The 23,625-nt window shown below is 69.6% G+C and carries 17 protein-coding genes; 2 read left to right on the top strand and 15 right to left on the bottom strand.

Annotation, left to right across the window (positions count from 1 at the left end):
- Positions 1–39 precede the first annotated feature (39 nt).
- The gene (locus HET64_RS19010; RefSeq protein ID WP_026290246.1) at positions 40–234 is read right to left on the bottom strand and encodes a hypothetical protein; all 195 of its coding nucleotides are present in this window, start codon (positions 232–234) and stop codon (positions 40–42) included.
- Positions 235–404: 170 nt separating this feature from the next.
- Here HET64_RS19010 and HET64_RS19015 point away from each other — a divergent pair, with 170 nt between their 5' ends.
- On the top strand, positions 405–2,531 hold the full coding sequence (locus HET64_RS19015; protein ID WP_215107191.1) for a prolyl oligopeptidase family serine peptidase: 2,127 nt from the start codon (positions 405–407) through the stop codon (positions 2,529–2,531).
- A gap of 50 nt (positions 2,532–2,581) precedes the next feature.
- On the opposite strand, the gene HET64_RS19020 is transcribed toward HET64_RS19015, so the two are convergent.
- From HET64_RS19020 to HET64_RS19080, 13 genes are all read right to left on the bottom strand, one after another.
- Complete coding sequence (locus tag HET64_RS19020; protein ID WP_215107193.1) at positions 2,582–3,598, bottom strand: hypothetical protein; 1,017 nt, start codon at positions 3,596–3,598, stop codon at positions 2,582–2,584.
- Between the two features lie 256 nt (positions 3,599–3,854).
- Positions 3,855–5,096 (bottom strand): ABC transporter ATP-binding protein, encoded by a 1,242-nt coding sequence (locus HET64_RS19025; RefSeq protein ID WP_215107195.1) that lies wholly within the window; start codon positions 5,094–5,096, stop codon positions 3,855–3,857.
- Complete coding sequence (locus HET64_RS19030; protein WP_215107197.1) at positions 5,086–6,063, bottom strand: ABC transporter ATP-binding protein; 978 nt, start codon at positions 6,061–6,063, stop codon at positions 5,086–5,088. Before HET64_RS19030 ends, HET64_RS19025 begins: the two co-directional genes overlap by 11 nt.
- Before the next feature lie 13 nt (positions 6,064–6,076).
- Positions 6,077–7,054, bottom strand: a complete 978-nt coding sequence (locus HET64_RS19035) for an ABC transporter permease (protein ID WP_215107199.1) — start codon at positions 7,052–7,054, stop codon at positions 6,077–6,079.
- Complete coding sequence (locus tag HET64_RS19040) at positions 7,047–7,970, bottom strand: ABC transporter permease (protein WP_018956260.1); 924 nt, start codon at positions 7,968–7,970, stop codon at positions 7,047–7,049. The genes HET64_RS19035 and HET64_RS19040 overlap by 8 nt, the downstream gene beginning before the upstream one ends.
- A gap of 101 nt (positions 7,971–8,071) precedes the next feature.
- Positions 8,072–9,706: an ABC transporter substrate-binding protein gene (locus HET64_RS19045; protein WP_215107201.1), complete on the bottom strand. Its 1,635-nt coding sequence runs from the start codon at positions 9,704–9,706 to the stop codon at positions 8,072–8,074.
- Between the two features lie 164 nt (positions 9,707–9,870).
- Positions 9,871–11,013 (bottom strand): ABC transporter ATP-binding protein, encoded by a 1,143-nt coding sequence (locus HET64_RS19050; protein WP_215107203.1) that lies wholly within the window; start codon positions 11,011–11,013, stop codon positions 9,871–9,873.
- On the bottom strand, positions 11,006–12,064 hold the full coding sequence (locus HET64_RS19055) for an ABC transporter ATP-binding protein (protein WP_215107204.1): 1,059 nt from the start codon (positions 12,062–12,064) through the stop codon (positions 11,006–11,008). The genes HET64_RS19050 and HET64_RS19055 overlap by 8 nt, the downstream gene beginning before the upstream one ends.
- An 11-nt stretch (positions 12,065–12,075) precedes the next feature.
- Positions 12,076–13,029 (bottom strand): ABC transporter permease, encoded by a 954-nt coding sequence (locus HET64_RS19060; RefSeq protein WP_215107206.1) that lies wholly within the window; start codon positions 13,027–13,029, stop codon positions 12,076–12,078.
- Positions 13,022–13,951 (bottom strand): ABC transporter permease, encoded by a 930-nt coding sequence (locus HET64_RS19065; protein ID WP_215107208.1) that lies wholly within the window; start codon positions 13,949–13,951, stop codon positions 13,022–13,024. The genes HET64_RS19060 and HET64_RS19065 overlap by 8 nt, the downstream gene beginning before the upstream one ends.
- A gap of 128 nt (positions 13,952–14,079) precedes the next feature.
- Positions 14,080–15,699: an ABC transporter substrate-binding protein gene (locus tag HET64_RS19070; RefSeq protein WP_215107210.1), complete on the bottom strand. Its 1,620-nt coding sequence runs from the start codon at positions 15,697–15,699 to the stop codon at positions 14,080–14,082.
- Between the two features lie 668 nt (positions 15,700–16,367).
- On the bottom strand, positions 16,368–18,242 hold the full coding sequence (gene typA / locus HET64_RS19075) for a translational GTPase TypA (RefSeq protein WP_215107212.1): 1,875 nt from the start codon (positions 18,240–18,242) through the stop codon (positions 16,368–16,370).
- A gap of 375 nt (positions 18,243–18,617) precedes the next feature.
- Positions 18,618–21,023: an ABC transporter family substrate-binding protein gene (locus HET64_RS19080; protein WP_215107214.1), complete on the bottom strand. Its 2,406-nt coding sequence runs from the start codon at positions 21,021–21,023 to the stop codon at positions 18,618–18,620.
- Between the two features lie 381 nt (positions 21,024–21,404).
- On the opposite strand from HET64_RS19080, the gene HET64_RS19085 reads away from it, so the two are divergent.
- Positions 21,405–22,475 carry a LacI family DNA-binding transcriptional regulator gene (locus HET64_RS19085; protein ID WP_215107216.1) on the top strand — a complete coding sequence of 357 codons (1,071 nt, stop codon included), beginning with the start codon at positions 21,405–21,407 and terminating at the stop codon, positions 22,473–22,475.
- A 228-nt stretch (positions 22,476–22,703) separates the two neighbouring features.
- Here the strand turns inward: HET64_RS19085 and HET64_RS19090 are convergent.
- Positions 22,704–23,625 (bottom strand): acetylxylan esterase (locus HET64_RS19090; protein ID WP_215107218.1); only part of this gene is annotated, 922 nt, incomplete at its 5' end.

Raw genomic sequence — 23,625 nt, forward strand, 5'->3', positions numbered from 1 at the left:
CCCGCGCCCCTGCGCCCCGCGCCTCCTCGGCCCCCGGGGTCAGAACTTGATGCTGCTGATCATCCCCGCCACGTTGCTCGTCAGATCGGAGATGGTCGGTGCGACGGACGAGCTCGCGATGTAGAACCCGAGCAGCATGCAGACCACCGCGTGTCCCCCCTTCAGCCCGGATTTCCGGATCAGCAGGAAGACGATGATCGCCAGCAGCACTACCGCCGAAATCGAGAGCGCCACGGCGGTTCACCTCCATCGGTACGTTCGGACGGTCGGAACGGGGGTACACGAAGTCAGCAGGTTCCTACCCACCGAGCGCTACGGATCATAACTATCCGTGCCAACGCATTGATCGGGGCACAGCAGCACGAGGGGCGCACGAACCGCTGCGCGAGGCTAAGTTCGGAGCCATGACCTCGCAGAAGCTGTCCTTTCCCCGCCAGCAAGCACGGACCCAGCGCTTCACTCTCGGCGCACCTCGGGCCTTCACCGTCTCACCGGATGAGACACGCGTGATCTTCCTCCGGTCGATGTCCGGAACGGACCGCACCACCCGGCTCTGGGTCCTCGACCCGGCGACCGGTGAGGAGCGCGTCGCCGCCGATCCCGAAGTCCTGCTGGGCGGTGCGGCGGAGAAGCTGTCGGCGCAGGAGCGGGCCCGGCGCGAGCGGACCCGGGAGGGTTCGTCGGGCATCGTCTCCTACGCGGTGGACGCGGCCGCGGAGTTGGCCGCGTTCGCCCTGTCCGGAAAGGTGTACGTGGCCGAACTGCGGGCCGGGACCGCGCGGGCGCTGCCGGTGCCGGGCCCGGTGATCGACCCCCGCCCGTCCCCCGACGGCCGGCACATCGCGTACGTGGCCAAGGGCGCGCTGCGGGTCGTGGGCGCGGGGGGCGAGGGCGACCGGGCGCTGGCCGAGCCGGAGAACTCCCATGTCACCTACGGTCTGGCCGAGTTCATCGCGGCCGAGGAGATGCACCGCTACCGGGGTTTCTGGTGGTCGCCGGAGTCGGACCGGCTGCTGGTCGCGCGGGCCGACGACAGCCCCGTACAGCGGTGGTACATCGCCGATCCCGCGCATCCCGAGCGCCGGCCCGCCGAGATCGCCTACCCGGCGGCGGGCACGCCCAACGCCGAGGTGCGGCTCTTCGTCATGGACCTGGAGGGGGCCCGTACCGAAGTGGTCTGGGACCGGGCCGCGTTCCCGTACCTGGCCCAGGTGCACTGGTCCTCCGCGGGGGCTCCGCTGCTGCTGGTCCAGGCCCGGGACCAGCGCAGCCAGCGGTATCTGGCGGTGGACCCGGAGACCGGTGCGACCCGGATCGTGCATGTCGACGAGGACCCGGTGTGGCTGGATCTTTTCCCCGGGGTGCCCGCGTGGGCGCCGGACGGGCGGCTGGTGCGGATCGTCGACGAGGGCGGCGCGCGGGTGCTGGCGGTCGGGGACCGGCTGCTCACCGGGTCGCAGCTGCACGTCCAGTCGGTGCTGGACATCGGGGAGTCCGACATCCTGGTCTCGGCGGTGGCCGGTGAGGACGCGGTCGAGCCGGAGATCGGGCAGATCCATGTGTACCGGGTGAACGAGCTGGGAATCGAGCGGATTTCCGAAGGGGTGGGTGTGCACTCCGCGGTCCGCTCGGGCGGTCTCGCGGTCCTGGTCTCGGCCGTTCCCGAGGAGCCCGGGGCCGCCGCGTGGGTGGTACGGGACGGCAAGCGGCTGACCCGGATCCCGAGTTCGGCCCAGGAGCCGGTGCTCTCCGCCCGCGTGACGCTCACCGAGGGGGGCGCACGGCGGATTCCGTGCGCCGTCCTGCTCCCCTCGGACTACCAGGAGGCGGATGGTCCCCTTCCGGTCCTGATGGATCCGTACGGCGGTCCGCACGGCCGCCGGGTGGTCGCCGCCCACAACGCCCACCTGACCTCGCAGTGGTTCGCGGACCAGGGCTTCGCGGTGGTCGTGGCGGACGGGCGGGGCGCGCCGGGCCGCTCGCCGGGCTGGGAGAAGGCGGTGCGGGACAATCTCGTGATGACGATGGAGGACCAGGTCGAGGCGTTGCACGGGCTCGCCGGGCGGTTCCCGCTCGACCTGTCCCGGGTGGCGATCCGCGGCTGGTCCTTCGGCGGCTATCTGGCGGGGCTCGCGGTGCTGCGGCGGCCCGATGTCTTCCACGCGGCGGTGGTGGGCGCTCCGGTGACGGACCAGCGGCTGTACGACACCCACTACACCGAGCGCTATCTCGGCGACCCGGCGACGCAGCCCGAGGTGTACGCGTACAACTCGCTGCTCACCGACGACGGCCTCTCCGAGCCCGCCGCCGAGCTCCGGCCGATGATGATCGTGCACGGCCTGGCCGACGACAACGTGGTGGTCGCCCACGCCCTGCGGCTGTCCTCGGCCCTGCTGGCCGCCGGGCGTCCGCACGAGGTGCTGCCGCTGAGCGGCGTGACGCACATGACGCCGCAGGAGCAGGTCGCGGAGAACCTGCTCCTGCTCCAGGTGGACTTCCTCAAGCGGTCGTTGGGGATGACCGGAGCCTGAGCGGCGCCCGGCCCGCACGACCCGCCCGGTCCGTCCTCGCCGTCACCCGCTCACCAGCGGGGCGGCGGGGAGGAGGGCGGGGGCCCGAAGCCGCCGCCCTGCGGAGGTCCGAAGCCGGGGGCGGGCGGCTGCTGACCGGGCGCCGTCTGCGCAGGCGGGTAGCCGGGGGGCTGGGCGCCCCACGGTCCGCCGCCGCCCCACGGGCCCGGGGCTCCACCGGCCGGCGTCCGCCCGACGCCCTTGCGGGCGAGGACGATGATCACGACGGGCCCGACGAGGAGCGAGGAGACCGAGCTCAGCATGTTCAGCTGCGCCTCGATGTCCGTGTCGAGGAAATGCTCGTACATCTCGTAGTGGATGATGCGCGCCGTGCCCAGTACGCCGGAGGTGAGCACGAACCCGCCCGCGATCAGGCCGAGCGGTCGCGCGTGGGCCGCGCCGGCGACCGCGCCGACGGCCGCCACCAGGAACATCAGGACGTGCGTCACGGCGACCCAGCCGGGCGGCCCCTCGGTCAGCGGGACGGTCAGGGGTCCCCCGCCGATGAACCACGCGGGATAGAGCTCGGACGGATAGACGAACGGCTGCCGGATCTCCCAGGCGGCGACGGTCAACGCCTGGAAGCCCAGGAGCAGGAAGACGGCCACCCCCGCGCCGCGCCCCGGACCGACGGGACGCTCCGCACCCTCGGGCGCCGGGCGACGGCCCGCGACCCCCGCGACGATCATGCCGAGCCCGGCCGCCAGGGCGACGTACGTGGTGAGCAGCGCCCGGTCGCGGAGCTCCTCCGGCGCGGAGGCGTCGGCGATGGTCCAGACACCGGGCAGCCGCAGGGCGAAGGTGACCGCGCCGGTGACGATGAGGAACGGGGCGGCGGACGCGGACCGGAGTGCCGCCACGGCGGCCGCGGCATAGGCCGACAGCAGGACGAGGCTGGTCACCGAGGTGGTCGTCCGCGGCGCGTCCCGGAGGTCCGCGGTGCCCGACCAGTACTCCCAGACCGCCGACGGCCCGTCGGCGGCCCGGATGTCCCGCACCAGCCAGGCGATGATGAGTAGTGCCGGCACCGCGCACAGAACGGCGCCGGTGATTCTTGCTCCCCGTGTAAGTGTCACCCGCTGATACTCCATTGCCCCGAACGGATGAACAAGGCGTTCAGAGGGCAGGACGGGCCGGAAGCGGCGGGCGACCGGCCGGAGCGACAAGACGACGCCCCGGCCGGACCACGGCACCCGCACGGCCGTACGCTGTTCAGCATGGGGCGTTCGTATATCGGTGCGGCGACGGCGAAGTTGCCTGCTTGTTAACGAATCTGACGGGGTTTTACGACGTTTCGCCCTCGGTGTGACCCGGCTTCCCCTCCGGCTCCGGCTCCGAGTGCCCCGGCTCCTCCCCGGGCTCCGGTCCCGGCTCCCCGGGCCCCGGGACCCCCAGCTCGCCCTCCGGCGGCACCACGCGCTTCTCCTCCGCGAAGTGGCAGGCGGAGTCGTGCCGGGCGGGGGTGTCGACCAGCCGGAACTCCGCGGGGACCGCCAGCAGCGGAACCTCCAGTTCGCACCGCTCCTGCGCCTTCCAGCACCGGGTGCGGAAGCGGCAGCCCGAGGGGATGTTGGCGGGCGAGGGGACGTCGCCGTGCAGGATGATCCGTTCCCGGTGGGCGCGGGCCCTCGGGTCGGGTACGGGGACGGCGGACAGCAGCGCCTGGGTGTACGGGTGGGTGGGGTGGTCGTAGATCTCCGCGTCGGAGCCGATCTCCACGATCCGGCCGAGGTACATCACGCCGACCCGGTCGGAGATGTGCCGGACGATCGAGAGGTCGTGGGCGATGAAGACGAAGCTGAGGCTGAACTCCGCCTGGAGCCGGTCCAGCAGGTTGACGACCTGCGCCTGGACGGACACGTCGAGCGCGGAGACCGGTTCGTCGGCGACGATGATCTCCGGGTTGAGGGCGAGCCCGCGGGCGATGCCGATGCGCTGGCGCTGGCCGCCGGAGAACTGGTGCGGATAGCGATTGATGTACTCCGGGTTGAGCCCGACGACGTCCAGCAGGTCCTGCACGCGTCGGCGGCGGCTGCCCTTCGGGGCGACCTCGGGGTGGATCTCGTACGGCTCCCCGATGATGTCACCGACCGTCATCCGCGGGTTCAGCGAGGTGTACGGGTCCTGGAACACCATCTGGATGTTGCGGCGCACGGCCTTCAGCGCCCGGCCGGACAGCTTCGCGATGTCCTCGCCCTTGTAGCGGATCGCGCCGGCGGTGGGGCGCTCCAGATGGACGAGCATCTTGGCGACGGTCGACTTGCCGCAGCCCGACTCCCCCACGATGCCCAGCGTCTCGCCCGCGTACAGGTCGAAGTCGACGCCGTCGACGGCCCGGACCGCGCCGATCTGCCGCTTGAAGAGGATGCCCTGGGTCAGCGGGTAGTGCTTGGCGAGGTCGCGGACCTGAAGGATCGGGTCGCCCTCCGTGTACGGCGTGACGGCGTCCTCCCGGGCCTTGGACAGCAGGGTGGAGCCGGCCGCGCCGCCGCCGGTCCCCGCACTCTCGTCGCGGTCAGCGTGCATCGAGCGTCTCCTTCCAGAAGTGGCAGGCGCTCCGGCGCCGCTCGTCCACCTCGTAGAGCGGCGGCACGTCGCTGCGGCACACGTCCCTCGCCATCGGGCAGCGGGGGTTGAAGGCGCAGCCGGGCGGAATGCGGGTGAGGTTGGGCGGCAGGCCCTTGATCGCGTAGAGCTCCCGGCCCTTCTGGTCCAGGCGCGGGATCGACTGGAGGAGGCCCTTGGTGTACGGGTGGGCGGGGGCCTGGTAGATGTCGTGCACGGGGGCGGTCTCGACGATGCGGCCCGCGTACATGACGGCGATCTTGTCGGCGACGTCGGCGACGACGCCGAGGTCGTGGGTGATCAGGATGAGGCCCATGTTCAGCTCGCGCTGGAGTTCGGCGAGGAGCTCCATGACCTGGGCCTGGACGGTGACGTCGAGGGCGGTGGTCGGCTCGTCGGCGATGATCAGGGACGGCTCCAGGGCCATCGCCATGGCGATCATGATGCGCTGGCGCATCCCGCCGGAGAACTGGTGCGGGTAGTTGCCGACCCGTTCCTTGGCGGCCGGGATGCGGACCCGGTCCATCAGCTCGATGGACTTGGCCTTCGCGTCCTTGCGGGACATGCCGCGGTGCACGACGAACATCTCGCCGAGCTGCTGGCCGACGGTGAGGACCGGGTTCAGCGAGGACAGGGCGTCCTGGAAGATCATGGCCATCTCCTGGCCGCGGATCCTGCGCCGCTCCTCCGGCTTGAGCTTCAGCAGGTCCTGGCCCTTGAAGAGGATCTCCCCGCCGGCGATCTTCCCGGGCGGCATGTCGAGGATGCCCATGATCGCCTGGGCGGTGACGGACTTGCCGGAGCCGGACTCGCCGAGGACGGCGAGCGTCTCGCCCTCGGCCACCGAGTAGTTGACCCCGTTGACGGCCTTGGCGACGCCTTCGCGGGTGTGGAACTCCACGTGCAGATCGCGCACTTCGAGCAACATGGCAACCGGCTCCTCAGCGCAGCTTGGGGTCGAGGGCGTCGCGCACCGCGTCGCCGAGCATGATGAAAGCGAGCACGGTGACCGCCAGCGCTCCGGCGGGCCAGAGCAGCATGTGCGGGGCGTTGCGGATGTAGTTGGAGGCGGCGGAGATGTCGATGCCCCACGAGACGGCCGGGTCCTTCAGGCCGACCCCGAGGTAGGAGAGGGTCGCCTCCAGCGAGATGTACGTGCCGAGCGCGATGGTCGCCACGACGATGACCGGGGCGATGGCGTTCGGGGTGATGTGGCGCAGCATCATGCGGGAGTTGGAGGCGCCGAGCGCCCGGGCCGCCTGGACGTAGTCGTTCTGTTTGGCGGTGATGACCGAGCCGCGGGCGATGCGGGCGATCTGGGGCCAGCCGAGCAGGACGATGAAGCCGACGACGGGCCAGACGGTGGAGCTGGTGACGACGGAGAGGAAGACCAGGCCGCCGAGGACGACGGGGATGCCGAAGAAGACGTCGGTGAGGCGGGAGAGGATCGAGTCCCACCAGCCGCCGAAGAAGCCGGCGAGTCCGCCGAGCACGCTGCCGAGGATCGCGACGCCGAGGGTGGAGCAGATGCCGACGGTCACCGAGGTGCGGGTGCCGTAGACGACCCGGGTGTAGACGTCGCGGCCCTGCGGGTCGAAGCCGAAGGGATGGCCGGGCTCGGAGCCCTTCTGGGCGTCGTCCAGGTTGGCCTGGAGGGGGTCGCCGCTCGCGATGAGCGAGGGCCAGATCGAGATGATCACCAGGAAGAGGATGACCAGCGCGGAGATGATGAAGACCGGGTTGCGCCGCAGGTCGCGCCAGGCGTCGGACCAGAGGCTGCGGGGTTTGCCGGCCGGCCCCGTGCCGTCGGGCCCGCCCGGCGTCTTCTCCAGGCTGGTCCCCTCCTCCATGGCGAGGTCCGTCGCGCCCCCGGCGCCCGCCTGGGAGATCGCTTCGTCCGGGGTCTGCGGCTCAGGCATAGCGGATCCTCGGGTCGAGTACGGCGTACAGGAGGTCGACGATCAGGTTGGCGGCCAGGAAGACGAGGACGAGGATCGTGACGAATCCGACGACGGTCTGGGAGTTCTGCCGCAGGATGCCCTGGTAGAGCTGGTAGCCGACGCCGTGGATGTTGAAGATCCGTTCGGTGACGATGGCCCCGCCCATCAGGGCTCCCACATCGGTGCCGATGAAGGTGACGACGGGGATCAGCGAGTTGCGCAGCAGGTGCCGTACGACGACCCGGCGGCGCGGCAGGCCCTTGGCGACGGCGGTGCGTACGTAGTCGGCGCGGGCGTTCTCGGCGATCGAGGTCCGGGTGAGCCGGGTGACGTAGGCGAGCGAGACCGAGGCGAGGACCAGTCCGGGGACGAGCAGTTCGTCGAAGGTGGGGTCGGCGGAGACCGAGGGCTTGATGATGCCCCACTTGACGCCCAGGAGGAGCTGGAGCAGCAGGCCGGTGACGAAGGTCGGGACGGCGATGACGACCAGCGTCAGGATGAGGACGGTGGTGTCGACGGGGCGGCCGCGCCGCAGTCCGGTGACGACGCCGAGGCTGATGCCGATGACGACCTCGAAGACGACCGCGACGACGGTGAGCCGGATCGTGATGGGGAAGGCGGTGGCCATCAGCTCGGTGACCTTCTGCCCGTTGAACGCGGTGCCGAAGTCGCCGGTGAACACGTTGCCCATGTAGGTGAGGTATTGCTGCCAGACCGGCTTGTCGAGGCCGAATTCGGAGCGCAGCTGGGCGGCGGTGGCCGGGTCGCACTGGCGGTCGCCGCAGAGGCCCGCGATGGGGTCGCCCATCACGTTCACCATGAGGAAGATCAACAGCGTGGTGCCGAAGAAGACGGGGATCATCTGCAGCAGCCGCCGGATCACATAACGTCCCATGAGGGGCTCCGGGGGTCGGGTCTGGCAGTACCGGGCAAGGGGTGCGCGGACGGCCGGGGCGCCGGTGTCGGGCGTCCCGGCCGTCCGCGTCGCTCAGCGCGTCACTTGACGGTGATCTCTTCGTAGACCGGGACGCTGAACGGGTTCAGCGCGACGTTGTCGACCCGGTCCGAGTAACCGGCGCTGCCGTTCTGGTACCAGAGCGGGATGACCGGCATCTCCGTGACGAGGATCTTCTCGGCGTCCTGGAAGGTGGTGACGGCCTTCGCCTTGTCGCTCTCGGCGTTGGCCTTGTCGATCAGGTCGTCGAACTCCTGGTTGCTCCACTTGCCGTCGTTGGACGGGGCGTTGGTGTAGTAGAGCGGCTGGAGGAAGTTCTGGATGAGGGGGTAGTCCATCTGCCAGCCGGCGCGCCAGGCGCCGGTGAGCTTCTGGGTGGAGACCTGGGCGCGGAAGTCGGCGAAGGTGCCGACAGGGCCGCCGACACAGGCCTTGTTGTTGCCCATGACGTTGTTGATGCTGTTGCAGACGGCGTCGACCCATTCCTTGTGGGAGCCGGTGTCCGCGTTGTACGAGATCTTCAGCTGGCCGCCGGGGATGCCGCCGCCCTCGTCGATCAGCTTCTTGGCCGCGGCCTTGTCGTACGTGCACTCCTTGCCGCAGAGGCCCTTCTTGAAGCCGCCGTCGTCGCCGAGGACCGGGGAGGTCCAGTCGGAGGCGGGGGTGCGGGTCTTCTGGAAGATCTGGTCGGTGATCTGCGGCCGGTTGATCGCCATCGAGAGGCCCTGGCGGACCTTGCGGGCGTCGTCGGTGTCCCACTCCTTGTCGTAGAAGGGGAAGGCCAGGGTCTGGATGATGCCGGCGGGGGTGTTGATGTACCGGTCGCCGAGGTCCGCCTCGACGTTGCGGAGCTGGGAGGCGGGCACGTCGTCGACGAGGTCGAGGTTGCCCGACGTCAGGTCGGTGTAGGCGGTGTTGTTGTCGGTGAAGACCTTGAGGTCGACGCCGCCGTTCTTCGCCTTGTCGTCGCCCGGGTAGTCGTCCCACTTGCGCAGGTTCATCGAGGAGCCCTTGGCGTACGACTCGATGGTGTACGGGCCGTTCCCGACGGGCTTGGACAGCCAGGCGTCGTGGTCGTCGTAGAACGCCTTGGGCAGGGGGACGAAGGCGGAGTAGCCGAGGGTGTCGGGCCACAGGGAGAACTTCTGGGTGAGCTTGGCGGTGAAGGTCAGGTCGTCGACGACCTTCAGGCCGGACAGGGTCTCGGCGGAGGCGGAGCCGGTCTCCGGGTGGACCTTGTCGTAGCCCTCGATGTACTGGAAGAAGTAGGCGTTCTTCTGGTTGTTCTTCAGCGCGGCGCCGTAGTTCCAGGCGTCGACGAAGGACTTGGCGGTGACCTTCTCGCCGTTGGAGAACGTCCAGCCGTCCTTGAGCTTGATCGTGAAGTTCTGGGAGTCCGTCGAGTCGATGGACTCGGCGACCATGTTCTGGGCCTCGCCGGTCTTCGGGTCGTAGCGGATCAGTCCGCGGAAGACCATGTCGAGGACCTTGCCGCCCTGGACCTCGTTGGTGTTGGCGGGTTCCAGGGGGTTCTGCGGGTCTCCCCAGGAGGAGCTGACGATGCCGTCGGCGCCGCTGCTGCCGCCGTCGTCACCGCCACCGCCGCCGCAGGCCGTCGCTGTCAGGGCGACGGCCACCGCACATGCGGCCCACCTGACCTGTGTGGCTCCGCGCATGAAGTGCCTCCTAGAGTCATCGAGTAGCTCAATGCCTCATATCACCTCATAACGCCCTGCATCGCATGTGGGCTTCCCCCGTACGGGCGGGGGCGCGGGCGGACGCGACGATGCCCGGCCCCCCTGGGGGAACCGGGCATCTGCCATTCAGCGACGACAAGCGACTACGCCGCGTGCACGACGTCCCGCTCCTCGGCGAAGTGGCACGCCGACTCGTGCGTGGCGGGCGTGGCTCCCGCGACGAACCGCTCGGGGATCGCCAGCAGGGGCTCCTCCGTCGCGCAGCGCTCCTCCGCCTTCCAGCACCGGGTGCGGAAGCGGCAGCCCGAGGGCGGGTTCGCCGGTGACGGAACGTCACCGGTCAGGATGATCCGGTCGCGTCCCTCACGGGCCGACGGGTCGGGGACCGGGACCGCCGACAGCAGCGCCTGGGTGTAGGGGTGCGTCGGGTGGTCGTAGATCTGCGTGTCCGTGCCGATCTCGGCCATCTTGCCGAGGTACATGACGCCGACCCGGTCGGAGATGTGCCGGACGATGGACAGGTCGTGCGCGATGAAGAGGTAGGACAGGTTGAACTCGTCCTGGAGCTTCTCCATCAGGTTGATGACCTGGGCCTGCACCGACACGTCGAGCGCGGAGACCGGCTCGTCGCAGATGATGATCTCCGGGTTGAGCGCCAGGCCCCGGGCGATGCCGATGCGCTGGCGCTGACCGCCGGAGAACTGGTGCGGGTACCGGTTGATGTACTCCGGGTTCAGCCCGACGACGTCCAGGAGCTCCTGGACGCGGCGGCGCCGGTCGCCCTTCGGGGCCACCTCGGGGTGGATCTCGAAGGTCTCCCCGATGATGTCGCCGACCGTCATACGCGGGTTCAGCGAGGTGTACGGGTCCTGGAACACCATCTGGATGTTGCGGCGCACGGCCTTCAGCGCGCGGCCGGACAGCTTGGTGATGTCCTGGCCCTTGTAGAAGACCTCGCCGGCGGTGGCCCGCTCCAGCGTCATGAGGAGCTTGGCGACCGTGGACTTGCCACAGCCGGACTCCCCCACGATGCCGAGGGTCTCACCGGCGTACAGGTCGAAGGAGATCCCGTCGACGGCCTTGACCGCGCCGATCTGCTTCTTGAAGAGGACGCCCTGGGTGAGCGGGAAGTGCTTGACGAGGTTCCGCACCTGGAGGATCGGCTCGCCCTGGCTGACGGGCGCGTCGATGGCGGCTACGGCCTCCGCCTCGTTCGCGACGTCCACGGTCTCCACGTCGGAGACGTTCGGGGTGGCGTCCACGGGCTCCTTCTTGAGCTCAGCCATGGATCGTCTCCTTCCAGAAGTGGCACGCGCTGCCGCGGCCGACGAGCTCCAGGCCGTCCTGCTCGGTCACCGGGACGAGCGGCGGGACGTCGGTGCGGCAGATGTCCTGTGCCTTGGGGCAGCGCGGGCTGAAGGCACAGCCCGCGGGGATACGCGTCAGGTTGGGCGGCAGGCCCTTGATCGCGTAGAGCTCCTGGCCCTTCTGGTCCAGGCGCGGGATCGATTCCAGCAGGCCCTTGGTGTACGGGTGCGCCGGGCGGCTGTACAGCTCGCCGACCGGGGCCGTCTCCACGATCCGGCCCGCGTACATCACGGCGATCTTGTCCGCGACGTCGGCGACGACGCCGAGGTCGTGGGTGATCAGGATGAGCCCCATGTTGTACTCGCGCTGGAGCTCGGCCAGCAGGTCCATGACCTGGGCCTGCACCGTCACGTCGAGCGCGGTGGTCGGCTCGTCCGCGATGATCAGGTCCGGCTCCAGGGCCAGCGCCATGGCGATCATGATGCGCTGGCGCATACCGCCGGAGAACTGGTGCGGGTAGTCCGAGATACGGGCCGCCGCCGCCGGGATCTTGACCTGGTCCATCAGCTCGATGGACTTGGCCTTCGCGTCCTTCTTGGAGAGGCCCTGGTGCACCCGGAACATCTCGCCGAGCTGGTAGCCGACGGAGAGGACCGGGTTCAGCGAGGACAGCGCGTCCTGGAAGATCATCGCGATCTTGCGGCCGCGGATCTTCCGGCGCTCCTCGTTGGACATCTTCAGCATGTCCTGGCCGCGGAAGAGGATCTCGCCGTGCGTGATCTTCCCCGGCGGCATGTCGAGGATGCCCATGATGGTCTGCGCGGTCACGGACTTGCCGGAGCCGGACTCGCCGAGCACCGCGAGCGTCTCGCCGGCGCTGACGGTGTAGTTCACACCGTTGACCGCCTTGGCCACACCGTCGCGGGTGTGGAACTCCACGTGCAGGTCACGGACGTCGAGCAGTGGACCGTCGCCACTCACGGACTCCCGCGGTGCGGGGACGTGAGCCGTCTTGTCGATGGTGGTCACGAACGCCTCCCTCAGCGCATCTTGGGGTCGAGGGCGTTGCGGACCGCATCGCCGAACATCAGGAAGGACAGCACCGTGATCGAGACCATCACCGAGGGGATGACCAGGACGTACGGCGCGTTGCGGAGCTGGTCCTTCGCAGCGGACACATCGATGCCCCACGAGACCGTCGGCTCGGCGAGGCCGATGCCGAGGAACGACAGGGTGGCCTCGGCGGCGATGTAACCGCCGAGCGCGATGGTGGCGACCACGATCACCGGAGCGATGGCGTTCGGCAGGATGTGCCGCGTCAGGATCCGGGTGGTGGAGGCGCCGAGCGCCTTGGCGGCGACCACGTAGTCGGCCTGCTTGATCGTGATGACCGAGCCGCGGGCGACACGGGCGATCGAGGTCCAGCCGAGGAAGGCCAGCGACAGGATCACGACCCACACCGAGCGCTTCTCGAAGCTGGTCAGGATGACCATGGCGCCGACGATGAAGGGGACACCGAAGAAGACGTCGGTGATGCGGGACAGGATCGTGTCGATCCAGCCGCCGAAGTAACCGGCGAGCATGCCGATGACGAGGCCGGTGATGGTGACCGCGAGGGTCACCACGACGCCGACGGTGATCGAGGCGCGGGCGCCGTAGACGAGACGCGCGTAGATCGAGCGTCCCTGGCCGTCGTAGCCGAGCCAGTCGGGGGCGAAGAAGTGGCCCCAGTTCGGGTGCTGGAGGTAGTGCTCGGCCAGGTTGGCTTCCCTCGGCGAGGCACTGGTGAACAGCCCCGGGAAGATCGACATCACGGCGAGCAGCAGGATCAGCACCATCGAGATGATGAAGAGCGGGTTGCGTCGCAGGTCGTGCCAGGCGTCCGACCAGAGGCTGCGCGGCTTGCCGGGCGCGGGGCCGGCGTCCGTGGCGGGCGGCGCGTCGACCGGGGCGGCCGAAGCGTCGGTGCTCTTGAGTGCGGTGGTGTCAGGCATACCGGATCCTCGGGTCCAGGACCGCGTAGAGCAGGTCGACGAGCAGGCTGCAGATGAGATACACGATGACGAGCAGCGTCACGACGCCGACGACGGTGGCACCCTCACGCTTGCCCAGAGCCTCGAAGACGAGCGATCCGACGCCCTTGATGTTGAAGATGCCCTCGGTCACGATCGCGCCGCCCATCAGGGCACCGATGTCGGTGCCGAGGAAGGTGACGACCGGGATGAGCGAGTTGCGCATCAGGTGGACGCCGATGACGCGGCGGCGCGGCAGGCCCTTGGCGACAGCCGTACGCATGTAGTCGGCGCGCATGTTCTCGGCGACCGAGGTACGGGTGAGGCGGGCGACGTACGCGAGCGACAGCGATGCCAGCACGATGGCCGGCATGATCAACTCGGTGTTGGTCGGTTCGAGACTCACGTTCGGCTTGGCGATGCCGAGCTGGAACGCGAAGAAGTACTGAACGAGGAAGCCCAGCACGAAGGACGGCATGGAGATCAGCACCAGCGTCAGGCCGAGCAGACCGCGGTCCCGGAGGGACTCGGCCTTGAGGCCGGCGATGATGCCGAGCGAGATCCCGGCGACGACCGTGAAGACGAAGGCGAAGATCGCCAGTCTGACGGTGATCGGGTAGGCGTCGGAGATGACTTCGGCGACCGGACGCTGCGTTCCGATCTGGTTGCCGAGGTCGCCCTGGAAAAGATTGCCCAGGTAGTTCAGATACTGCTGCCAGATCGGCTGGTCCAGGCCGAGATCTGCCTTCATCGACGCGATCTGTGCCGCGTCCACGTGCTGTTCACCGGCAAGTGCTCTGACGGGGTCGCCGGGCAGTGCGTACATCATCAGGAAGACCAGCAGGGTCGACCCGAGGAAGACCGGGATCATCTGGAGCAGTCGTCGTGCGACATAGCGCCCCATGGGTGCCTCCGTGTGGGGATAACTGCGGCGCGGGGGCCGCCTCTTCGCAGAGACGACCCCCGCGCCTCCGGCCGTGCTGAGGGGCAGCACGGGCGGATGACGGCCAGTTGGGGAATGACCCGCAGGCGTTACTTGGTGGTGACGCCGGTCAGTTCGAGGTCACCGTGGAAGTCGACAACGACGTTGTCGACGTTCTTGCCGTGGCCGCCGTTGATGCGGTAGTACCAGAGCGGGATCGCCGGCATCTTCTCGACGAGCGCCTTCTCGACCTCCTGGTAGGCGGCGACCGACTCCTCCAGGGAGTCCGCCTTGTCGCCCTTGGCCATCAGCTCGTCGATCTCCTTGTCGGCGAACCGACCGTTGTTCGACTCGGCCTTGGAGTGGTAGAGCTCCTTGAGGAAGTTCACGTTGACCGGGTAGTCGGCGACCCAGCCACCGCGGTACATGCCCTTGACCTCGTTGTTGTCACGAGCCTCGAGGTCGGTCGGGAAGTCGGGCTTCGCGTCGCCCACGCAGTCGACCCCGGTGGCGTTGCGGATGGACTCGCAGACCGCGGTCACCCACTCCTTGTGTCCACCGTCGGCGTTGTACTGGATGGAGAACTTGCCGCCCGGAACACCGCCACCCTCCTTGATGAGGGCCTTCGCCTTGACCGGGTCGTACTTCAGGAAGTCCGACTCGAGCTGCTGGTTGCCCTTGACCTGCGGCGGCGTGAAGCTCGTCGCGGGGGTACGGGTGTTGTTCAGCACGGTCTTGGTGATCGTGTCACGGTCGATGCCCATGGACAGGCCCTGGAGGACCTTGGGGTCGATCTCCTTGAACGTGTCCGTGTAGAAGGCCGGGACCAGCGTCTGGATCGCGGCGTAGGGCTGCTCGATCGCGCCGTCGCCCAGGTCCGTCTTGTACTTGGGCAGGTCACGCGGGCCGACCTGGCGGATCATGTCCAGGTTGCCGGAGATGACGTCCGAGTAGGCGGCCTCGACGGTCGAGTAGTTCTTGAACTGGATGCCCTTGTTGGCAGCCTTGTTCGGGCCCTGGTACTCGTCCCAGGCCTTGACCTGGATGAGCTTCTTGTGGGTCCACTTCTCGAACGTGTACGGGCCGTTGCCGATCGGCTTCTGGCCGAACGCCTTCGGGTCGTCGTAGAAGACCTTCGGCAGCGGCGCGAACGTCGCGTAACCGAGCTTGTAGTTGAAGTACGGGACCTTGTCGGTCAGCTCGATCGTGAACGTGGTGTCGTCCACGGCCTTCAGACCGGACATCTCCTTGGACTTGGCCGCACCCTTCTCGGGGTGGACGTCCGCGTAGCCCTTGATGTCGGAGAACCAGAACGCGTTCTGCTGCTTGTTGTCGACGTTGGCGTACCAGTTCCACGCGTCGATGTACGACTGCGCGGTCACGGCCTCACCGTTGTGGAACTTCCAGCCGGCCTTGAGCTTGACGGTCCACGTCTTGGAGTCCTCGGTCTCGACGGACTCGGCGTTCGTGAGAACGATCTCGCCCTTGCTGTCGAAGTCCAGCAGCTGGGTGAACAGCGACTGGATGACGTAGGAGCCGTTGCTCTCGTTCGTGTCGGCCGGCATCAGAGGCTTCTGGGGCTCGCCGACGTCGATCGAGACGTAACCGGCGGGCTGTCCCGACGTGTTCTTCTTGCCTTCGTCGCTGCTGTCGCCGCCGCCACAGGCAGTCGCGGCCAGGGCGATGACGGCCGCTCCCGCGACCCACTTGGCGCTCTTGGCACCGCGCATGGGTTTCCTCCTCATGAGTCCACTTTTGACTACAAGAAGGGCACTGGAGAGATTCACCGACACCCCTGACGGTGATCGTTCAGTGCCCCGAGTGTGCTCGTGAGTCGGCACTCCCCACAGTGCGTGACCCATTGACCCGAGCTCAATGGAGCCAACTATTGAGTACGGCCGGGCTGTAAACCACACTTAAAGGGTCTCGGTTTGACAACATCAGCACCCTCTGCGTGCCCGAAATCCGGACAAAGCGATCCCAGACAGACACGCCCGAAACGGACTGTTAACACATGTTCCGGAGAGCGACCCCCGATATCCGGACACCTTGGTCAGAAAAAGAGATTGACGAAGGCCCGGCCCACCACAGTGTCCGTGGTGGGCCGGGCCTTCTGTCAATGCCTGTGCTGACGGGCCGTCCGACGGACCCCGGGAGGGCGCTGGGCGTCTCCCCATACGGAGTGTGCGGCTCCGGGAAGCTGGGGCCTTCAGGGGTTCACGCGGCCCCTGGACTCCCCGGGGCTCCCGGGGCCACCGGCAGGGCACACAGGACCGCCCGGAAGCCCTTCAGGGGGCTTCCGGGCGGTCCTCACGGCCCGGGGGGCCACGTGTCAGCCGTACGGGCTCGGCGTCGGCCGTACTACGGGCCCGACCTCAGCCGTCCGATCCGCCGGGTGTCAGCCGTTCTTGGCGCGCGAGGCCGTGCGGCCACGCTGCTTGGCGTCCAGGACGACCTTGCGGATGCGCACGGTCTCCGGGGTCACCTCGATGCACTCGTCGTCGCGGCAGAACTCCAGGGACTGCTCCAGGGAGAGCTTGCGCGCGGGCACCACGTTCTCGGTGGTGTCCGCGGAGGCCGCACGCATGTTGGTGAGCTTCTTCTCCTTGGTGATGTTCACGTCCATGTCGTCGGCGCGGGAGTTCTCGCCGATGATCATGCCCTCGTAGACCTCGGTGCCGGCCTCGGTGAAGATGACACCGCGCTCCTGGAGGTTGACCATCGCGAACGGCGTCACCGTACCCGAACGGTCCGCGACCAGCGAGCCGTTGTGACGGGTGCGCAGATCGCCGAACCACGGCTCGTGGCCCTCGAAGATCGAGTGCGCGATGCCCGTACCACGGGTCTGCGTCAGGAACTCCGTACGGAAGCCGATGAGGCCGCGGGACGGAACGATCCACTCCATGCGGACCCAGCCCGAACCGTGGTTCGTCATCGTCTCCATACGGCCCTTGCGGGTCGCCATCAGCTGCGTGATGGCGCCGAGGTGCTCCTCGGGCGAGTCGATGGTCATGCGCTCGATCGGCTCGTGCGTCTTGCCGTCGATCTGCTTGGTGACGACCTCCGGCTTGCCGACCGTCAGCTCGAAGCCTTCACGGCGCATCTGCTCGACCAGGATGGCGAGCGCGAGCTCACCGCGGCCCTGGACCTCCCAGGCGTCGGGACGCTCGGTGTCCAGGACGCGCAGCGAGACGTTACCGACCAGCTCGCGATCGAGGCGGTCCTTGATCTGGCGGGCCGTGACCTTGTGGCCCTTGCCGCCCTTGCCGACCAGCGGCGAGGTGTTCGCGCCGATGGTCATCGAGATCGCGGGCTCGTCGACCGTGATCAGCGGCAGCGCGATCGGGTTCTCGGGGTCGGCCAGGGTCTCGCCGATCATGATGTCCGGGATGCCGGCGATGGCGCAGATGTCCCCCGGGCCCGCCATCTCGGCCGGCTTGCGGGTGAGCGCCTCGGTCATCATCAGCTCGGTGATGCGGACGTTGGACATGGTGCCGTCACGCTTGATCCAGGTGACCGTCTGGCCCTTGCGCAGCTCGCCCTGCTCGACGCGGCAGAGCGCGATACGGCCGAGGAAGTTGTCGGCGTCCAGGTTGGTGACGTGGGCCTGGAGCGGCGCGTCCGCGTCGAACTCCGGGGCCGGAACCGTGGAGAGGATCGTGCTGAAGAACGGCTCCAGGCTGTCGCTGTCCGGCGGGACGGTGCCGTCCTCGGGCTTCGTCAGCGAGGCGACGCCGTCACGGGCGCAGGCGTAGACGATCGGGAACTCGATCTGGTCCTCGTCGGCGTCCAGATCCAGGAACAGGTCGTACGTCTCGTCGATGACCTCGGCGATCCGGGAGTCCGGACGGTCGGTCTTGTTGATGCAGAGGATGACCGGCAGCCTGGCCGTGAGCGCCTTGCGGAGCACGAACCGGGTCTGCGGGAGCGGGCCCTCCGAGGCGTCGACGAGCAGCACGACCGCGTCCACCATCGACAGACCGCGCTCGACCTCGCCGCCGAAGTCGGCGTGGCCGGGGGTGTCGATGATGTTGATGGTGATGACGTCGCCGCCATCCTTCGGGTGGTACTTGACGGCCGTGTTCTTGGCCAGGATCGTGATGCCCTTCTCACGCTCCAGGTCGTTCGAGTCCATCATGCGGTCGTCGAGGTGCTCGGCGGCGTGGGCGGCGAACGCTCCGGCCTGCTTGAGCATGGCGTCGACCAGCGTGGTCTTGCCGTGGTCGACGTGGGCGACGATGGCTACGTTACGGATGTCGTGGCGCGTGGGCATGGGTGGCTTGCGCTTCTCTCGGATCGTGGGATCAGGCGTCTCAGTCGGTCTTCGAGTCCTCGTACGCCCGCCGGGCGGCACGCCACGGCTCGTCCCATCGTACGGGCCCGGGGCCCACCGGGCTTCCCGGACCGATCCGCGGACGCGGTCTTCCCGTGTGATTCAGGCGATATTCAGCCGCTGTCAAGGTGCTTCCGGGCCGTTTGCTTGGCCGGATTCAGGCGGAGCTGTGGTGGAGCTGTGGGGGGTGAGGAGCGGTGACGCGATGAACGGCCCGGGTCAGGGCAGAAACCACACTGCCCGCCGGGCGAACCGGCGGGCAAGGGTTTTGAGGTGCATCTGAGCTTGGCGGCGGGGAGGTGTGATGGTTCCCCGCTACTTCTTGCGGTCTGCGGGGGAACCTGCCGCTTGCCGGTTCTTGAACCCGATGTCCTGGTACCGGGGGGCCGCGAAACCGAACGCCCCGACGTTCGCGAGCTTCTTGTCGACCGCGACCAGTTGCGGGCGCTGGAAGAGCGGAATCGATCCGGCGGCGGCCCAGATCCGGGCGTCCGCCTGCTTCATCAGCTCCCGCGCCGCCTTCTCGTCGAGTTCGGCGGCGGCCTGGTCGAAGAGCTGGTCGATGTGGTCGGTGCCGACCCGGGTGTAGTTCTGCTCCACGAGGAGCGACCCGTCGGTGGCGGGCTCCGGCTTGGCGTAGATCGGGCGTCCGTCGGTGGCCGGGTAGGCGGTGGCGGGCCACGAGTAGAGCGCCAGGTCGTACGCGCCGGAGGCGACGTGGTCCTTGAAGTAGCTCTCGTCGGGGACCTTGATGATCTCCGTGCCGATGCCGATCTTCTCCAGCATCACCGCGATCTTGTCGCCGACGCTGCGCAGCGACTGGGAGCCGGGTCCGGAGGGGAGGACGAAGCGCAGGGTCAGCGCCTTGCCGTCCTTGCCGAGCTGCCCCTTGGCCGCGGCGGGCGCCGGGGCGGCGGTGCCGACAGGGGCGTACGCCCCGGCGGCTCCCCCGGGCTGCTTGTCCTGGGCGGCGACGGCGCCGTCCTCGCCGAGGGCGCCCGCCTGGCGGCGCAGGGCGGTGCTCTGGGCGGCGGCCGTCCGGCCGGGAGCCAGGACGTGGATGGCGGAGGCGCCGGCGGTGGAGGCGGCCTGCGCGGGGGCGTGGGCGCCGGGCTTGTTGTCCTCGCCGACGATGTAGAGGCCCTCGTCACGGGAGGCGGCGCCGTCCTCGGAGGCCTGGTCGGCCTTCTTGTCCTCGGCCTTCTCCCCCTCGGCCTTCTCCCCCTCGGCTTCCTTCTTCTCGGCCTTCTCGTCGGCGGTCTGCTTCTCCGCGTCCTCCTTCGTCCCCTCGGCGTCGTCCTTGTCGCCCTTCTTCTCCGCTTCGCTGCCCGCCTTGGTGTCCTTGGGCGGCTGCGCCGCGCCGCCCCGCGTCCAGCCGGCGTCCGCCAGCAGGGCCTGGGCCTCCTTGGTGTTCTGGTCGCCGAGCGCCCCGCTGCCGTCCTTGTAGCCGGGCTGCCCCGCGAGGGCGAGGTGGCTGCCGAGCGGCTTCGCCGGAAGGCCCAGCGGCCCCAGCACCGTCCGGGCCAGCTCCTCGCGGTCCAGGGCGCGGGCCACCGCCCGCCGCACCCGGTCGTCGGCGAGGGGGCCGGACTCGCCGTTCAGCGCGAGCTGGGTGTAGGCGGGTTCCAGGGACTTGCGGACCGCGAAGTCGCGCAGGGCCTTCTGTTCCGCGGTGTACGCGACGACGGCCTTGCGGTTCTTCTCCCGGGCGGCCTGCGCGATCTCCGCGGCCTCCTCGTCGGAGCCGTGCGCCAGGGCCCAGGAGCGCAGGGCCGCGGCGGGCGTGGTCGCGGAACCCGGGCCGTGGGCGAGCGGCTGGCCGTTGCTGCCCCGGTCGCGGCGGGCGAGCACGATGCGGTCGGCGGTGGAGGCGTCGATGTCGGCGACGTCCACCGTGCCGTCGGCGAGGGCCTCGGTGCGGTCCCCGGCGGCGACGGCCCGGAAGACGAGGGTGTCCAGCTTGGCCTTGTCGCCCCACCAGCGCGGGTTGCGGGCCAGCGTCACGGTGCCCTCGGACTTGCTGACACCGCGCAGGACGAAGGGCCCGGCGGTGTTCTTCAGGGTGGTGCGCGCGCCGTCGTTGAACGAGTCCGGCGAACCGGTGATCTCCTTCGGGTAGAGCGGCGAGAAGAGCGAGCGCCAGTCCCCGTACGGCTTGGAGAACGTGACCCGTACCTGGAGGTCGTCCGCGCCCCGCTCGATCTTCTCGATCCGCTCGTAACCGGAGTTGCGGGCGGTCCAGAACGCGGAGTCCTTGCCCCTGAGCGCCCGCCACTGGGCGACGAAGTCGGGCGCCCCGATCTCCCGGCCGTCGCTCCACACCGCCTGCTGGTTGAGCTTGTAGAGCACGACCTGCTTCGGCTCGCGCTCGATGACCTTCGCGGACTCCAGGTAGTCCGGGTTCAGCTTCGGCTGCCCGGACCTGTCCATCGGGAAGAGCGTCGGGAGCAGGGCCCCGGTGATCCGGGTGGTGGCGCTGTCCGCGTCCGCCTGGAAGGCGTTGAAGGTGGCGGGCAGCGCGTCGACCGCCCAGTTCACCGACGCACCGTCGGAGACCGCCTGGCGGGCGGTGGCCGCGATGTCCTGGGGCACGCCCCGGGAGGTCTCCTCGCTGCCGGAGCTGCAGCCGGCCAGCACCGGGATCGTGAGCACCCCCGTCGTGAGGAGCGCGAGTGATCGACGCTTTCGAACCGTCCCGCGCGGGACGCCGACGTGGGACATGGCTGATACCTCCGGGGCCGGCCCGGACCACCCCGTACCGGAATGGACCGGATAGTGCGTATGTGGTGGCATTTGCAGTTGATCACACTGATTCCTTCCGCCCACTGAAAACGCCCCCTCGCGCGAGGGGGCGCAGACACGTCGGGTGGCGGGCGCAAGCTCACCCGGGCGGAGGAACGTTTCGCTTCCGCGGGCCGCGCGACACCCGGCACGCGTCCGGCGCGACTCCGGGCGGCCTTGCTCCCCCCGCGGCCCACGATCTAGGGTGAATGCGCTTTCACGGGCCTCGTGATCGCATCGGCAGGCGAACAGGCCGCCGGCCCGGTATCAGCACACGCGCCAGGCGCGGCGCTACGGAAGAAGAAGCGGACGGTCGGTCGAGTGAGCGCCCCCACGGTGTACGACGTCGCCGAGCGGTCGGGCGTCTCCATTGCCACGGTCTCCCGGGTCTACCGGAACCCCGACTCCGTACGCGCCCAGACCCGCGAGAAGGTCATGGAGGCGGCCCGCGAGCTGGGGTACGTGCCGTCCGGCAGCGCCCGGGGCCTGGCCAGCCGGACGACCGGTGTGCTCGGGCTGTGCTTCCCGGACTACGCGGACCCGGACGCGGAGACCGCCGCGGCGGCGAGCGACGCGGACGACGACCAGGCCGTCATGCTCTACTCCGACCAGATCATCCGGGGCATGGAACGGGCGGCCCGGCGGCACGGCTACGCCCTGCTGATCGCCGCCTCGCTGGACGGCGGGCCCGAGAGCCTGGTGGCGAAGGTCGCGGGGCGGGTCGACGGGTTCGCCGTACTGGCGCGGACCGTTCCGACCGAGGACCTGGAGGTGATATCGCGCCGGCTGCCCGTGGTGATGCTCGCCGGACCGCGCGAGATCGACCACCTGGACCACATCGTGGTGGCCAACACCGAGGGCGAACGGGAACTGACCCGCCACCTCATCGAGGACCACGGGCTGCGCAGGCTGGCGTTCATCGGCAGCGAGGAGAACTCACCGGACGCCGAGGCCCGGTTCCGGGGCTTCCAGGAGGGGTGCCAGGACGCGGGCCTTCCGGTGCCCTCCCGGCCGGAGCTCCGCGCCGGGATGATGACGCAGGCCGAGGGCGCGCTGGCGGCGGGCACCCTGCTGGACCGGGCGGAGGGTACGGGGGTGGAGCGGCCGGAGGCGATGCTGTTCGCCAACGACCAGATGGCGGTCGGCGCGCTCCAGGCGCTGGAGCGGCGCGGGGTGCGGGTGCCCGCGGACATCGCCGTGACCGGGTTCGACGGGATTCCGCTCAGCCGGATCGTCCGCCCGCCCCTGACGACCGTCCGGCAGCCGATCCGGCAACTGGGCGAGCAGGCGGTGGAGCTGCTGGTGCAGCGCCTGGCCGACCCGGGCCGTGCCCCGGTCTCGCTGGAGCTGCCGGTCTCCGTGACCCGCCGCGCGAGCTGCGGCTGCGGATGAGCCGTCCGACAGCCCGTCGTGCCCCCGGGCCGGGCGGGCCCGACGCGGGGGCCCGACGCGGGGGCCCGACGCGGGGGTGCACGCTCCGGTGGTTCACACCGCAGCCGACCCCACACAGCCGTGAACCACAACCGCCGACAGCCCACCGCCCACCGCCCACCGCCGTGAACTGACCACCGACAACGCACAACCCACAGCCGCGAACTCACCGCCGACAGCCCACCGCCATCAACCCACCGCCGTCAGCCGCTCCCCGAAGAACCGCGTCCGGTTCGCGTCCAGCTCCGCCGCCTCGGCGGTCATGCCCCGGTACGCGAAGTGCCCCGCCGTCAGCACCTGGAGTTCACGCTCGCCGGCCAGCGCGTTGTGCACCGCGAACTGCCCCGGCGGCGGCACGGACGGGTCGAACAGCGCGGCCGCGACCAGCGTGGGCAGCGTCAGCCGGGTCGCCGCCGTCGCCGCGTCGAAGTAGCCGAGGACATCCGTGACCTCGGGGTGCTCGCGGTGGTACGCCCGGACCGCCTCGCCGCTGCCGGCGCAGGGCAGGGTCAGGCGCAGCGGGTGGTTGCCGAAGGTGGGGACCGTGAGCTGGGCCGCGCCGAAGCGGTCGTCCCAGGGCAGCGCGAGGGCCCCGAGTCCGCCGCCGAAGCTCTCGCCCAGGTAGCCGAGGCGGGGCCCGCCTCGGAGGCCGGCCCCCGCCAGCTCCGGGACGAGCGCCGTGAGGGCGGAGGCTGCGCACCACAGATCGGCCGCGCAGTCGCCGATGACGTAGGTGTCGCGGGAGCCGATGCCGTGCAGGACGTGCGCGTCGGCCAGGTCCGGGACGGAGTCGACCCGGCCCCGCTCCCCCATGCCCCGCACGCACGGCAGGATCACGGCGGCCCCGGGCAGCGGCGCCGGAAGGTCGCGGCCGGGCTCCTGGCGGCCGCCGTAGCCGTGCCCGACGACGAATCCGTACCGGACGGGCCCCTCGGCGGGCAGGGCGAGCCAGCCGCCGAGCCGGACGCCGCCCGCGGACGTGTAGGCCACGCCGTGGATCCGGAGGCCGTCGCGCTCCTCCTCGACCGGGCCGAGGACCGGCCGGGTGTCGACGGCGCGGGCTCGCGCGTACCGGCCCCGCCAGAAGGCGTCGAAGCCGTCGGGGGCGGGC

Origin of the sequence: Streptomyces sp. McG3, assembly GCF_018619185.1 — a bacterium.
In the GTDB taxonomy this organism is placed as follows: Bacteria; Actinomycetota; Actinomycetes; order Streptomycetales; family Streptomycetaceae; genus Streptomyces.